Below are 13,271 nucleotides of genomic sequence, written 5' to 3'. Positions count from 1 at the left end.
TGTGCCAGAATTGGCTTCGAACGCTCAGGACGAGCGATGCTAGAACAATCCATCGCCGACGAGGTCGAGGCGGCCATCAAGGCCGGCTCGGCGCAAAAACACCTTGAAACCTTTCGCCGCGTCACGGACCTGTTCCTGACCTCGGCCGACGGCTTCAATGGCGAACAGATCGAGCTGTTCGGCGACGTGCTCGAACGGCTGATCAGGACCATCGAGCTGCGCGCCATCGCCGACGTCAGCGCGCGCATCGCGCTCGCCGAAATGAGCAGCCAGCTCGCGTCGGTGAAACAGGCGCCGCATGCCGTGATCCGCCGCCTGGCCCACAACGAGGATATTTCCGTCGCAGCGCCCGTGCTGACCGAATCCGCGCGGCTGTCGGCGGAGGATCTGGTCGAGCTCGCGCAGAGCAAAAGCGAGGCGCATCTGCTGGCGATATCCGGCCGCTGGTGGCTCGCCGAGATCGTCACCGACGCGCTGCTGGCGCGGCATTACCCGAGCGTCAGCCGCAAGCTGGTCGCCAATCCCGGCGCAAAGGTTTCCGCGAACGGTTTTGCCGTGCTGCTGGCGCAGGCCGAACACGATCCGGAGCTTGCGGTCGAGACCGGCATCCGCGTCGACCTGCCGCCGAATATCAGGCGACAATTGCTGCGCGACGCCACCGAAGCGGTGCGCACGCGGCTGCTGTCGCGCGCGCCGCCGCATCTGTTCGAGGAAATCCGCGGCGCCATTGCCGCCGCCGCCGACGGCGCCAACCGCGAAATGTCCCGCGTGCGCGATTTCGGTGCCGCCAAGCGCTACGTGACGCTGCTCGCCAAGAATGGCCAGCTCAACGAAGCCGCGCTGATGAGCTTTGCCAAACAGCGAAAATACGAGGAGACGGTGGCGGCGCTCGCCGAACTGTCGCGCTCCGGCATCGACGTCATCCGCCCGCTGATGCAAAGCCTGCGCGATGAAGGCCTGCTGGTTCCGTGCCGCGTCGCGGGGCTGAGCTGGGAAACCGTGGCCGCCGTGCTCGACAGCCGCTTCGCGTCAGGCAATATGGGCCCGCACGAACTGGCGATGGCCAAATCGCAATACGCCAAACTGACGCTGGACAATGCGCAGCGCATGCTGCGGTTCTGGCAGGTCAAAGCGACCGATGCACCGCCGGGAATGAATTGAGGATGCGCCAAAGCGCATCCGTCATCCCGGAGCGCATCGAAGATGCGAATCCGGGATCTCGAGATTCTCAGGTGCGCAATTGCGCACCAAAGTTCGATGCTACGCATCGCCCCGGAATGACGACGGTAGAGATGCACTTACTTCCCCTCTCCCCTTTGTGGGAGAGGGTGGACACGATGCGAAAGCATCGTGGACGGGTGAGGGGTCTGTCTCCGCGGATGCAAACCCCTCATCCGGCGCTTCGCGCCACCTTCTCCCACAAGGGGAGAAGGGAAGAAGAGTTGCTACCTTGTCCCGAACGTGGTGGCGCCGAACAGCGCTTTTTGCGTCGAGGGTTGCGAGCGCCAATATTGCGGCGGCGCAAACACCTCGCCGCCGAGTTCGGCGGCGGCGTGCCAGCCCCAGCGCGGGTCGTAGAGCATGCCGCGGGCCAGCGCGACCATGTCGGCCTTGCCGGAGGCCACGATCTCCTCGGCCTGTCTGGCTTCGGTGATCAGGCCGACCGCAATCGTCGTGAGGCCGGTCGCCTGCTTGATGGCTTGCGCGAACGGCACCTGGTAGCCGGGGCCGAGCGGGATTTTTTGCAACGGGCTGACGCCGCCCGACGACGCGTCGATCCAGTCGACGCCGCGTTTTTTCAGTTCTTTGGCGTATTCAATCGTCTGCGCCAGATCCCACCCGCCCTCGACCCAGTCGGTCGAGGAAAGCCGCAAGCCCACCGGCTTGTCGTGCGGGAACGCCGCGCGCACCGCGTCGAACACTTCGAGCGGAAAGCGCATGCGATTCTCCAGCGACCCGCCATATTGATCGGTGCGCTGGTTGGAGATCGGCGACAGGAATTGATGCAGCAGATAGCCGTGGGCGCTGTGCACCTCGATGGCGTCGATGCCGAGCCGCTCGGCGCGCTTGGTGGCAGCGACGAACGCATCGCGCACCCTCGCGAGGCCGTCCGCATCGAACGCCTTTGGCGGCGTCTCGCTCTCCTTGTGCGCAATCGCCGACGGCCCTTCCGCCCGCCAGCCGCCTTCGGAAACCGGGATCAGCTGGCCGCCGTCCCAGGGCGTGTGGCTCGACGCCTTGCGGCCGGCATGGGCGAGCTGGATCATCACGGCGGCCTTGGAGCGCTTGCGCACCGAGGCCAGGATCGGCTTCAGCGCCGCTTCGTTGGCGTCGTTGTAGAGGCCGAGGCAGCCCGGCGTGATCCGGCCGATCGCCTCGACCGCCGTTGCCTCGATGCAGAAGATCGCAGCGCCCGACAGCGCCAGCGAATTGATATGCGTGAAGTGCCAGTCATTGGCGTCGCCATCATCAGAGGAATACTGGCACATCGGCGCCACCATGATGCGGTTCGGCAGTTTGAGGCCGCGCAGCTGGATCGGGGAGAACAGGTTGCTCATGTGGGATTCCTGAGGGATATCCGGACCGGGAGGAAGGATGCTGGCCTCCTCTGTAGCGAGCCGCCCCCTTCCCCTCAACCCGCCGCCCGCGCAACCCTCCCCCTACTGCTTGATTCCGGCGGCCTTGATCAGCTCAAAATTGGCCGCGATCTCGCGCTTGAGGAGTGCATCCATCTCGCCGGGGGTCATCGGCATCGGCTCGATGGCGAGCTTTTTCAGACCCTCCTGCGTCACCGGATCAGCCAGCACCTTGGTGCCCGCCGCATGCAGCTTGTCGACGATCTCGCGCGGCGTCTTCGACGGCACCAATACGCCGAACCAGATCGCGCTGTCGGCATCCTTCAATCCGATATCGACCGGGCTCGGCACATCGGGCAGCTCAGCGGCGCGTTTGGCCGTCGATACCACGAGCGCACGCACCTGGCCCTGCTGGATGAGCGGCAGCGCGGTTGCGAGCGGACAGAAATAGAAATCGATCCGGCCGCCCAGAATATCGGCGATCACCTCGCCGCCGCCGCGATAGGGGATGTGGGTGGCCTCAAAGCCGGCGGCGAGGCGGAATTTCTCGGAACTGATATGGACCGCGCTGCCGATACCGACCGAACCGTAGGAGATCGATCCGGGCTTCGCCTTGGCGTCCGCGACGAAATCCCGGATGGTTTTCCACGGACGCGAATTCGGCACGATCATCACATTGGCGGTGGAGCCGATCATCAGCACCGAGGCGAGGTCGCGCGCGGCATCGAAGGCCAGGTTCGGAAAGATCGCCGGTGCAATCGTCAACGCGTTGGAGTTGGAGAGAATGCTGTAGCCGTCGGGATCAGCCTTCGCCACCAGGCCCGAACCGACCGTTCCACCCGCACCGGCGCGATTCTCGATCACGATCGGCTGGCCAAGCTCGACCGCCAGGCGATCGAACAGCAGCCGCGGCACGACGTCGGCCGCGCTGCCCGCGCCAAAGGGGATGGTCGCCTTGATCATCCGGGTGGGCCAGGTTTCCGCCCGCGCGGCGAAGCCCGCGAAAACGATCGAAAGGATGAAAACTGCGCGAATGGACTTGGTCATCAAATGCTCCGGTTTCACTGCCCGGATCGCTGCAAGAACCGTTCCGAAGACAGCGTTGCGCAGCGAAACTCCCGCCTGCCTCAATCCACCAGCGTGAACTGCAGCAGCAGATTGCGCTGGATCATCGAGAAATTGTCGTCGGAGATCAGCGTCAGCACCGTATCGCCCTCGTCGGTCACATGGGCGTCGATGCCTTCCAGATTGTCGATCTCGCTGCCGAGATCGGCGCTGAAGATCGTGGGACCGTCGATCACGGCGCCTGAGGCGATTGAATTTGGCGCGATGCGCCGGATCCGGACGCCGATGCCGCCGAGCATGGAAAACTTGCGCTCCAGCAACAGCAATTGACCCGAGGGCAGCAACACCGCGTCGCTGACGTCGAAATTCTCGGTGCGGCGGATGCCGAACTGGCCGGGCGTCTTGCCGCCGATCAGAAAGCCGATGATGTTGCCGCCGGCGTCGAGCCCGCGTTCGGAGATCGCGACCAGCGTCCCCGCCAGCGGCTGGCCCTTCGGCACCGTCACCAGCGCCTCGATCCCCTTGTTGAACGGCAGCTTGCGCGCCGCCGGCGGCAACGGCAGCGGCTCGCCGAGCGCGCGCGTAAAACCCTTGGCGAAATCGAACCGCAGTATCTGATTGACGCGTTCCAGGCTGACGTAAACGTAAGAACCATCGAGTGCGATCGCCTCGGTATCGTACCAGCCGCGCGCGGTGATCGGCTTGCCATCGGGACCGAGTATCGGCGACGCTTCGACATCGTCGAGGCCGGTCATCTCGCGGCCCTTGTAGACGATGCGGCCGGTAAACCAGCCGCCCTTGTCGCTGATGGCGATGAAGCGTTCGCCCTTGGCGTCGAGCCGCAGCCCCGACAGGCCGCCGAAGCCGCGAAACCGTGAGGTCAGAATCAACCCGCTGCGATATTCCAGCGAGCCAAACCGCACATGTGAGCGGTCGCGGGTATCGAACGACGGTAGCGGCCTTGCATTGACCTCGATCGAGACCGGCGCGGTGACCGAATATTCGTCCGGGATTGCCGGCTTCGGCGGCCGCTGAACTGCGGTCTGCGCATGCGCGATGGCGGGCAGCGCCACGGCCGAGAGCCCCGCCGCTGCAGTTTTCAGAAAGCGACGGCGGCTGCTAGGTGCGCGCATACTCTCAGGAATGCAGACGGCGTGGCCGGCGCGTTGTCGTGGGCGCGGCGCCGTGGGTCTCGCTGAAGAGCTCGGCAAGCTTTTCGGTGATGGCGCCGCCGAGTTCCTCGGCATCGACGATGGTAACCGCACGGCGATAATACCGCGTGACGTCGTGACCGATACCGATCGCGATCAGTTCGACCGGCGAACGGGTCTCGATCTCCTCGATAATATGACGCAGATGCCGTTCGAGGTAATTGCCTGGGTTGACCGACAGGGTGGAATCGTCGACCGGCGCGCCGTCCGAAATCATCATCAGGATCTTGCGCTGTTCGGGACGTCCGAGCAGGCGCTTGTGCGCCCAATCCAGCGCCTCGCCGTCGATGTTTTCCTTCAAAAGCCCCTCGCGCATCATCAGGCCGAGATTTTTCCGCGCGCGGCGCCAGGGGGCATCGGCGGATTTGTAGATGATGTGGCGCAAATCGTTCAGCCGGCCGGGATTGGCCGGTTTGCCGGCGGCAAGCCACGCCTCGCGGGACTGCCCGCCTTTCCAGGCGCGCGTGGTGAAGCCGAGGATCTCGACCTTGACGCCGCAACGCTCCAGCGTCCGCGCCAGAATATCCGCACAGGTCGCCGCCACCGTAATGGGACGGCCGCGCATCGAACCGGAATTGTCCAGCAGCAACGTCACCACGGTGTCGCGGAAGGTCGCTTCCTTCTCGTGCATGAACGAGAGCGGATGATAGGGATCGGTGACCACGCGCGACAGCCGCGCCGGATCAAGGATGCCCTCCTCGAGATCGAACTCCCAGGCGCGGTTCTGCTGCGCCATCAGGCGGCGCTGCAGCCGGTTGGCGAGCCGGGCGACGATGCCCTGCAGATGCGCGAGCTGCTTGTCGAGATAGCTGCGGAGCCGTTCCAGTTCGTCATGGTCGCAGAGATCCTCGGCCGCGATCACCTCGTCGAACTTCGGCGCAAAGGCGTGATATTCCGGCCCGCGCGGTTCATTGGCGCCGCGCGTATTCGGCCGCGTCGCCTCGCCCGGCGTTTCGTCGTCGCCGAGTTCGCCGTCGTCGAAGGTGTCTGACGTGGAAGCCTGCGCGCTTTCCATCGCGCTCTCCGACATCTCGTCGGTCGAGGCCTGGGCCTGATCGGCGCTCATTTCCTGCGCGGCGTCAGAGTCGGGCGAGCCTTCGGCGCCGGACTGATCGTTCTCGCCGTCCTGATTCTCCTCGTTGTTCTCGTCGTCATCGGCATCGGCGTTGCGGTCGTCGCCAAGATCGAGCGCCGACAGCAGATCGTGCACGAGGTCGCCGAACTTGGCCTGGTCTTCGGTAACGCGGCTCAACTGATCGAGGCGCGCGCCGATCTTGTCTTCCAGCACCGGACGCCAGAGGTCGACCATCTTCTTCGCCGCCGTCGGCGGCGCCATGCCGGTCAGCCGTTCACGCACCAGCATCGCCAGCGCATCCGACAGCGGCGCGTCGGCGCGGTCGGTGATCTCGTCGAATTTGCCGCGATGGAAATGATCGTCGAGCATCGCGGTGAGGTTTTTCGCGACACCGGCCATCCGCCGCGAGCCGATCGCTTCGACGCGGGCCTGCTCGACCGCCTCGAACACGCCGCGCGCCTGCGGATTGCCCGGCATCAGCTTGCGGTGGACCTTGGGATCGTGACAGGCGAGTTTCAGCGCGATCGAATCGGCATGGCCGCGCACGATCGCGGCATCGCGTTTCGTCATCTTGCGCGCAGGTTCGGGCAACCGGGCCTTGCCCGGCGCGAGACCCGGACGTTCGGCCGCGAACGTCACTTCGAGCTCGGGCGCTCTTGCGATTGCGCGCAGGCACGACGTCACCGCGCGCTTGAACGGTTCGGTCGGCGCTTCCTTGGATCCAGTGCGGAATTTGGAGTTGGATGTGCTCATAGCGCTTTCGTGAACCAATGGCGCGTCACGCCTTCAGGATAACCTTCGATCGAACCGAATTCCTCATAACCGCAGGCGCGGTAGAAACCCGGCGCCTGAAAACTCATCGTATCGAGATAGGACCGCGTGGCCCCAAACCGCCTCGCTTCGTCTTCAATCGCCGTGATCAGCCTTGTTCCAAAATCCTTGCCGCGAAGTTTCTGCTCCATCCAGAACAACTGTATGAACAGCACCGTGGTCCAGACCTCACCGACAATCCCGCCGACGATCTTGTCGCCTTCGCGTAAGGAGATGGCGAGGCGCTTGTATTTCTGCTTCCCCATCTTCTCGTTGTTGTAGCCGATGAGTCCGCCGAGCACCGCCTTCTTGGTCTTTCCAATGGTGCGCTCGACGGAAATGGTTGGCATGGGCTAGCTGAGCGCCACGTTGACCGAACTCTCGGCCAGCTCCGCGTTGAAGCAGCGCTGATAGAATTCAGCCACCAGCGGCCGTTCCAGCTCGTCGCACTTGTTGAGGAAGGTGACGCGGAACGCAAAGCCGATGTCGGAGAAGATATCGGCGTTCTCCGCCCAGGTGATCACCGTACGCGGGCTCATCACCGTCGATAGGTCGCCATTGGCGAACGCGTTACGGGTGAGGTCGGCGAGCCGCACCATCTTGTTGACGATGTCGCGGCCTTCCTGCGTGCGATAGTGCTTCGCTTTGGCGAGCACGATCTCGACTTCCTCGTCATGCGCCAGGTAATTCAGCGTGGTGACGATCGACCAGCGGTCCATCTGGCCCTGGTTGATTTGCTGGGTGCCGTGATAGAGGCCCGACGTATCGCCGAGACCGACCGTGTTGGCGGTCGAGAACAGGCGGAACGACGGGTGCGGCTTGATCACCTTGTTCTGGTCGAGCAGCGTCAGGCGGCCGGAGACTTCCAGCACGCGCTGGATCACGAACATCACGTCGGGGCGCCCGGCGTCATATTCGTCGAACACCAGCGCGATGTTGTGCTGCAGCGCCCAGGGCAGAATGCCGTCACGGAATTCCGTGACCTGCTTGCCGTCGCGCACGACGATGGAGTCCTTGCCGACCAGATCGATACGGCTGATGTGGCTGTCGAGGTTGACGCGCACGCAGGGCCAGTTCAGCCGCGCCGCGACCTGCTCGATATGGGTCGATTTACCCGTGCCGTGATAGCCGGTGACCATGACGCGGCGGTTGTGGGCGAAACCGGCCAGGATCGCGAGCGTGGTGGCACGATCGAAACGGTAATCCGAATCGACGTCCGGCACGTGCGGATCAACTTCGGAATAGGCAGGCACTTCGAGATCGGTATCGATTCCAAATACCTGCCGAACCGACACCTTCATATCGGGCAAACCGACGGGCTCAACAGTTTTGTGCATGGCGGCGGTCGTCATCAATCCTCCGAGGTCCCGGGCGCTCCCGAAACCAGATTTGTTGAATGGCTGCGGATGGGTGTTGCCACAAACCTAGCAGAGTGCAACGGCCGGCAGAAGCCCGCCGCGCAATGAAAGTTCCGCTGCCTTATCATTGAGATAGGCACTGAACTCGATTTTTGGAGGGCAGCCCTGCGAATCACGCCGTACTTTTGCCCGGCGGCCGGGCCAGCCCGCTGCGGAACCCGGTGCCGGGACGGCCCTTCCCGCCCCCTTGGCGAGTTGTTAGGTCTGGGCATCCGGCAACCCACGCGACCGCAACGGGAATTTTGTGGCCTCATTCCTCGATCCTCTGATCGCTTTTGTCTCGGCCCATCCGTGGCTTGCTTACCTGACGCTGTTCCTCGCCGCCCTGCTGGAAGCCGTTCCGGTGATCGGCTCGCTGGTGCCGGGATCAACCATCATCCTCGCCTTGAGCGCGCTGGTGCCCGGCGGCGAACTGAAATTGTGGGCGGTGCTGGCGGCGGCGATTGCCGGGGCCGCACTCGGGGACGGCACCGCGTTCTGGGTTGGCCATCGCTCGCAACGCGAGATTCTCGGCGTCTGGCCGCTGAAGAACTACCCCGCCGTGGTGGCGCAAAGCGAAGCCTTCTTCCAAAGCCGCGGCGCGCTTGCGGTATTTTTTGCGCGTTTTGTGCCGCCAATCCGCGCCTTCGTTCCGATCACGGCGGGCGCGCTGGGCATGCCGCCGCTGCGGTTTTACGGCGTGAATATTCCGGCCATCCTGGTCTGGGCGATGGCGCATGTGCTGCCGGGCGTATTCGCAATCTCCGTGCTGCACGAATATTTCGGGCTGCCGCACCATCATAGCACCGCCAAGCATCTCTGGATGCTCGCGGTGCTGGGCGGTGCGCTGGTTGCGGCGCTTGCGATCTGGATCATCCGCCGCCGCCAGGGCGGCGGCGTGATCGAGCCGGCCAGGCCGGTCAAGTAATCCGGGCGCGTCCCGGGGCGGGGCCGACATAGCGCGCACGCGGGCGAATCAGCCGCTCTTGGCGCAATTGTTCGCTCGCATGCGCGATCCATCCGACTGTGCGGGCCATCGAAAACAGCACCAGTTCATGGCCCGGCGGCAGGCCCAGCGTGTGCACGAGCACCGCCAGCGCATAGTCGATATTGACGAATTCGCCGGTCGCTTCCGCAATGCGTTCCGGGATTTCGTGGGTCAGTTTGCGCTCTGCGCCCGAGCGCGCCAAAGCCTCCAGCAAGGCTTGCGCGCGCGGATCACCGAGCTTGTAGACGCCGTGGCCGAAGCCCGCGAAACGCTCGCCCAGCGCCACCCGCTCGCGAATCAGGGGCGCGACGTCGCCCTTGGCCAGCGTCTTGAGCAGCTGCGCCGCCAGCACGCCGGCGCCGCCATGCTTGGGACCTTTCAGGGCAACGAGACCTGCAATCATCGCATCATAGAGGTTTAGGCCGGTCGACGCCGCGCAGCGCACGGTGAAGGTCGAGGCATTCAATTCATGATCCGCCAGCAGCACCAGCGCGCGGCGGATCAGATCGGCGGCGTGCTTGTGATCGGGCGCCCAGGCCCTGGCGATCTGCAGGTGCAACGGTTGCGGCGAGGTCTTCGCGTTCAGCATGGTCGCGACCACCAGACGCAGGATGCGGCCGCCGACCATCGCGCGTCCCTCGGGCGCGCGGGTAAAGGCGCGCGGATCGGCAACGGCCGCGAGCGCCAGCACCGCAATGGCGCGATCGATCGCGTTGGCCCCGCGGGCGGCCTCGGCCACCGCGCGCATTTCATCCGAGATCGACGGGCAATTGTCCGGAGCAAACGGATCGACGCCGGTGACGTCCCATAACAGCGTCGCGGCGTGTTCGAGCGTATCGCGCTCGGCGAGATCGACGCAGTTGACGCCGCGGTAAATCGGGCCGTCCTCGGTGATGGTTGCGATCGCCGAATCCATGACAGGCAAATCCGCATCGAAACTACGCATCCCGCGCGGCTCCGGCGCCGGCGCCCGCCGCTCCTTGAGCGTGCGGACGTCCTCGGCCCGGTAGCGATGGCTGCGCGAATCGGCCGACGGCTCGGAGCGGATCAGGCCGCGGCTGACATAGGCGTAGAGCGTCGCCTGCGAGATCGCGAGTTCGGCGGAGGCCTCGCGGGCCGAAAGGTACAGGCCGGCGGATTTTTTCATATTGATTTACATAATCAAGATTGATCAATCTGTCGAGAGGACCGACCTTTGCGGTGCACAAAGGAGATCCGACCATGAACATTCAGCTTTCAAAGACCCCGATCGGCCTCGATGGCGTTCCCGCGGCCGAAACCGTGCTCAGCCATGTCGATGGCGAGCGCGGCGAACTGATCATTGCCGGCGAGCGCGTCGGCGAACTGGCCCGCAAGACCGGGTTCGAGGGCGTGACTGCCCGGCTGTGGAGCGGCGGTACCGGCCAGCCGGTCGGCGAGGCCGCGGTGCGTGCCGCACTTGGCGCCGGGCGCGAACGCGCCTTCGCCCGGCTGCCGGAGCTGCTCGGAATCACGCGAGGCCTGTCGATCGTCGATGGTTTCCGCGCAGCCATCGCGGGGCTGCGCGCGGAAGCGGGACTGACGCACGAGGCCACTATTGTCGGCGCATTTCCTGTCATCGCAGGCGCGCTGGTGCAGCGCGCCAAAGGCAATGACCCCGTGACGCCCGATCCGACCGCGAGCCATGCCGCCGACACGCTGTCGATGATGCTCGGCCGCAAGCCCGACGCGCGCGAAGCGGCGGCGCTCGACGCCTATTTCGTGACGGTGTGCGACCACGGCATGAACGCCTCGACCTTCACGACGCGCGTCATTGCCTCGACCCATGCCGATCTGTTTGCGGCAGTGACGGGCGGCTATTGCGCGCTGACGGGGCCGCTGCATGGCGGCGCGCCGGAGCCGGTGCTGGAAATGCTCGACGCCATCGGATCGAGCGAGCGCATCAAGCCCTGGGTCGACAGCGCACTGGCGCGCGGCGAGCGGCTGATGGGCTTTGGACACCGCGTCTATCGGGTGCGCGATCCCCGCGCCGACGTGCTCAAGGGCGCGATCGAGCGGCTCGCCGGCGGCGGCCTGGATCTGCCGTTCGCGGGCGAGGTCGAGGCCTATATCCGCGACGCCTTGAAGCGGAAAAATCCGGACCGGCCGCTCGACACCAATGTGGAGTTCTTCACCGCGATCCTGCTCGACGCGCTGAAAATCCCGCGCCAGGCATTTACGCCAATATTTGCGGTGGCGCGTGCCGCCGGCTGGACCGCGCATGCCCGCGAACAGCAGCGCACCGGGCGGCTGATCCGGCCGAGTTCGGCGTATATTGGGCCGATGCCGGGGTGAGGTGATGGCTTGATGAAAGCAACGGTAGCCCGGATGGAGCGAAACGTAATCCGGGACCGGTCGATCAGAGGAGAGAATCCCGGAGTGCGCTGCGCTCCATCCGGGTTACAGGGCTGCCTTCGCCGGGACGATAACCAAACTACGCGCCGCGCACGACCGTCTTGAGGTAATTATACGCCTTGATGATCTCGATCAGGCGATCCTCGGTGGAGCGGTCGCCGCCATTGGCGTCGGGATGGTGCTGCTTCACCAGCAGCTTGTATTTAGCCTTCACCGTTTCCAGCGTCGCATCGGGGCCGAGCCCCATCACCTGCAGCGCCTTGCGCTCGGCGTTCATCACTTTTCGGGTTTCGGGCTTGGTCTCGCCGGCAGCACCTCCCGGACCAGGCCGCCAACGGCCGCGGCCGTTAAGCTCCGAGAACATGCTGAACGGATCGGAAGCGGCGTCGATATCGGGCTCGGCGCCGGCCTTGCCCTTCTTGCCGCCATTGGCGCCCATCTTCCAGGTCGGGCGGTGGCCGGTCAGCGCATCCTTCTGGTAGCGCGCGACCGAGTCGGCGCTCATGCCCTGGAAGAAGTTGTAGCCCTGGTTGTATTCGCGGACGTGGTTGAGACAGAAGTGCCAGTACTCTTTCGAGTTCTCGCGGCCCTTGGGCGCGCGGTGCGGGCCCTTGTTCTTGCACTCCGGCCATTCGCACATGGCGGATTCTTCGCGCGCCGCAGCCTGCTGCTTCGCGCTCAGCTTGTTGGGCTTGATGCGAATGGAGTCGAAGAATTTGGATGAATCGATTGGCATGGCTGACTTTGACTACGCAATGCCCGAGGCTTCAAGTCTTGACATTGCGAATACCTCTGTTCCGATCTGGCATTGACGAAAAACGGTCCCGGACGTAATGCCGCCGTCATGAGCACCAAGGACGATATCATAAACAAGTTGCGTGAAGCTTTCGTACCCGAAAGCCTCGACGTAACAGACGAATCACATCTGCATGAGGGCCATGCCGGCCACAGGCCGGGCGGCGAGACGCATTTTCGGGTATATATTGTGTCGCCGGCCTTCGAAGGGAAGAGCCGGATCGAACGTCATCGCATGGTCAATGCGACGCTGGACGCGGAACTGAAGGGGTCCGTGCACGCGCTGGCGATCAAGGCGCAGGCACCCGGGGAAACTACGGGCCGCTGATTATATCACCCCTGCCACAGATATAAGCGTCCGATGACCACGCTGAAGCTCATTGTTTTGGCCGGGCTTCCCGGTTCCGGGAAGAGCACGCTGGCGGAAGGGCTTTCCCGGCATTTTTCGCTGCCGCTATTGTCGGTCGATCCGATCGAGGCGGCGATGTGGCGCGGCGGCCTCTCCCGGGATCAAACGGGGATCGCGGCCTATGAGGTCGCACACGCCCTGGCAGCAGAACAATTGCGGCTCAATCATTCCGTCCTGATCGACGCGGTCAATCCGGTCGAGGCCCCGCGCACGGCGTGGCGAAAGCTTGCGGCAAAATATCGCGCGGATTTGAAGATCATCGAATGCATCTGCGTCGACCAGGCGATCCACCGCCGCCGTATCGACGCCCGTATCCGCAATATCGACGGGATGGCCGAGATCGACTGGGCCAGGGTCGAACAACGGCGCGCCGAATATGAGGCGTGGACCGATGCAAGGCTGACGCTGGATACCTCGGCGGAGCCGCCGGAACGGTTGCTCGCGGAAGCGATCCGCTATCTGGCCTGAGCGTACGCCATGGCGATGCGAAGGTCGCCGCAGGACGGTGGCAGCGCATTCATCTTTGTGAGACAATCGGTCGCGCGATGGTGCGGTTTCCATGAGAACGCGGG

General features: G+C 64.4%; 13 protein-coding genes. 5 read left to right on the top strand and 8 right to left on the bottom strand.

The window, feature by feature from the left end; genetic code table 11:
- The first annotated feature begins 36 nt into the window (after positions 1-36).
- Positions 37-1,161, top strand: a complete 1,125-nt coding sequence (locus JQ567_RS12310) for a DUF2336 domain-containing protein (protein WP_212439047.1) — start codon at positions 37-39, stop codon at positions 1,159-1,161.
- Between the two features lie 284 nt (positions 1,162-1,445).
- Here the strand turns inward: JQ567_RS12310 and JQ567_RS12305 are convergent, their stop codons facing one another.
- The 6 genes from JQ567_RS12305 to cobS all read right to left on the bottom strand — a co-directional run bounded on the left by JQ567_RS12305 (position 1,446) and on the right by cobS (position 8,089).
- Complete coding sequence (locus JQ567_RS12305; protein WP_212439046.1) at positions 1,446-2,558, bottom strand: NADH:flavin oxidoreductase/NADH oxidase; 1,113 nt, start codon at positions 2,556-2,558, stop codon at positions 1,446-1,448.
- Between the two features lie 102 nt (positions 2,559-2,660).
- Positions 2,661-3,623 (bottom strand): tripartite tricarboxylate transporter substrate binding protein, encoded by a 963-nt coding sequence (locus tag JQ567_RS12300; RefSeq protein ID WP_212439045.1) that lies wholly within the window; start codon positions 3,621-3,623, stop codon positions 2,661-2,663.
- A gap of 80 nt (positions 3,624-3,703) precedes the next feature.
- Positions 3,704-4,774, bottom strand: a complete 1,071-nt coding sequence (locus JQ567_RS12295; protein ID WP_212439044.1) for an esterase-like activity of phytase family protein — start codon at positions 4,772-4,774, stop codon at positions 3,704-3,706.
- Between the two features lie 4 nt (positions 4,775-4,778).
- Positions 4,779-6,680, bottom strand: a complete 1,902-nt coding sequence (cobT, locus tag JQ567_RS12290; RefSeq protein ID WP_212439043.1) for a cobaltochelatase subunit CobT — start codon at positions 6,678-6,680, stop codon at positions 4,779-4,781.
- The gene (locus JQ567_RS12285; RefSeq protein ID WP_212439042.1) at positions 6,677-7,087 is read right to left on the bottom strand and encodes a GNAT family N-acetyltransferase; all 411 of its coding nucleotides are present in this window, start codon (positions 7,085-7,087) and stop codon (positions 6,677-6,679) included. Before JQ567_RS12285 ends, cobT begins: the two co-directional genes overlap by 4 nt.
- 3 nt (positions 7,088-7,090) lie before the next feature.
- Positions 7,091-8,089, bottom strand: a complete 999-nt coding sequence (cobS, locus tag JQ567_RS12280) for a cobaltochelatase subunit CobS (RefSeq protein ID WP_212270165.1) — start codon at positions 8,087-8,089, stop codon at positions 7,091-7,093.
- A 310-nt stretch (positions 8,090-8,399) separates the two neighbouring features.
- On the opposite strand from cobS, the gene JQ567_RS12275 reads away from it, so the two are divergent.
- Positions 8,400-9,062: a DedA family protein gene (locus JQ567_RS12275; protein ID WP_212439041.1), complete on the top strand. Its 663-nt coding sequence runs from the start codon at positions 8,400-8,402 to the stop codon at positions 9,060-9,062.
- Here the strand turns inward: JQ567_RS12275 and JQ567_RS12270 are convergent.
- Positions 9,055-10,269, bottom strand: a complete 1,215-nt coding sequence (locus tag JQ567_RS12270) for a citrate synthase family protein (RefSeq protein WP_212270163.1) — start codon at positions 10,267-10,269, stop codon at positions 9,055-9,057. The genes JQ567_RS12275 and JQ567_RS12270 overlap by 8 nt on opposite strands.
- 74 nt (positions 10,270-10,343) lie before the next feature.
- Here JQ567_RS12270 and JQ567_RS12265 point away from each other — a divergent pair, with 74 nt between their 5' ends.
- On the top strand, positions 10,344-11,435 hold the full coding sequence (locus JQ567_RS12265; protein WP_212439040.1) for a citrate synthase/methylcitrate synthase: 1,092 nt from the start codon (positions 10,344-10,346) through the stop codon (positions 11,433-11,435).
- A gap of 139 nt (positions 11,436-11,574) precedes the next feature.
- Here the strand turns inward: JQ567_RS12265 and JQ567_RS12260 are convergent, their stop codons facing one another.
- Entirely contained in the window at positions 11,575-12,231 is a 657-nt protein-coding gene (locus JQ567_RS12260; RefSeq protein ID WP_212037041.1) for a J domain-containing protein, read from the bottom strand.
- Between the two features lie 108 nt (positions 12,232-12,339).
- On the opposite strand from JQ567_RS12260, the gene JQ567_RS12255 reads away from it, so the two are divergent.
- Together JQ567_RS12255 and JQ567_RS12250 are read left to right on the top strand one after the other, a co-directional pair.
- Complete coding sequence (locus tag JQ567_RS12255) at positions 12,340-12,618, top strand: BolA family transcriptional regulator (protein WP_212209772.1); 279 nt, start codon at positions 12,340-12,342, stop codon at positions 12,616-12,618.
- A 33-nt stretch (positions 12,619-12,651) separates the two neighbouring features.
- Positions 12,652-13,167 carry an ATP-binding protein gene (locus tag JQ567_RS12250; protein ID WP_212439039.1) on the top strand — a complete coding sequence of 172 codons (516 nt, stop codon included), beginning with the start codon at positions 12,652-12,654 and terminating at the stop codon, positions 13,165-13,167.
- Positions 13,168-13,271 lie beyond the last annotated feature (104 nt).

Origin of the sequence: Bradyrhizobium sp. AUGA SZCCT0431 (genome assembly GCF_018131065.1) — a bacterium.
Classification (GTDB): Bacteria; Pseudomonadota; Alphaproteobacteria; order Rhizobiales; family Xanthobacteraceae; genus Bradyrhizobium.
The sequence above is the reverse complement of the archived record's forward strand: the minus strand, read 5'-3'. Positions and strand labels throughout refer to the sequence as shown.

Excerpts from the sequence above, each read along its gene's own strand:
- JQ567_RS12300 (WP_212439045.1), bottom strand. The coding sequence starts at position 3,623 with ATGACCAAGTCCATTCGCGCAGTTTTCATCCTTTCGATCGTTTTCGCG.
- cobS (WP_212270165.1), bottom strand. The coding sequence starts at position 8,089 with ATGACGACCGCCGCCATGCACAAAACTGTTGAGCCCGTCGGTTTGCCC.
- cobT (WP_212439043.1), bottom strand. The coding sequence starts at position 6,680 with ATGAGCACATCCAACTCCAAATTCCGCACTGGATCCAAGGAAGCGCCG.
- JQ567_RS12250 (WP_212439039.1), top strand. The coding sequence starts at position 12,652 with ATGACCACGCTGAAGCTCATTGTTTTGGCCGGGCTTCCCGGTTCCGGG.
- JQ567_RS12285 (WP_212439042.1), bottom strand. The coding sequence starts at position 7,087 with ATGCCAACCATTTCCGTCGAGCGCACCATTGGAAAGACCAAGAAGGCG.
- JQ567_RS12260 (WP_212037041.1), bottom strand. The coding sequence starts at position 12,231 with ATGCCAATCGATTCATCCAAATTCTTCGACTCCATTCGCATCAAGCCC.
- JQ567_RS12270 (WP_212270163.1), bottom strand. The coding sequence starts at position 10,269 with ATGAAAAAATCCGCCGGCCTGTACCTTTCGGCCCGCGAGGCCTCCGCC.
- JQ567_RS12255 (WP_212209772.1), top strand. The coding sequence starts at position 12,340 with ATGAGCACCAAGGACGATATCATAAACAAGTTGCGTGAAGCTTTCGTA.
- JQ567_RS12310 (WP_212439047.1), top strand. The coding sequence starts at position 37 with ATGCTAGAACAATCCATCGCCGACGAGGTCGAGGCGGCCATCAAGGCC.
- JQ567_RS12295 (WP_212439044.1), bottom strand. The coding sequence starts at position 4,774 with ATGCGCGCACCTAGCAGCCGCCGTCGCTTTCTGAAAACTGCAGCGGCG.
- JQ567_RS12305 (WP_212439046.1), bottom strand. The coding sequence starts at position 2,558 with ATGAGCAACCTGTTCTCCCCGATCCAGCTGCGCGGCCTCAAACTGCCG.
- JQ567_RS12265 (WP_212439040.1), top strand. The coding sequence starts at position 10,344 with ATGAACATTCAGCTTTCAAAGACCCCGATCGGCCTCGATGGCGTTCCC.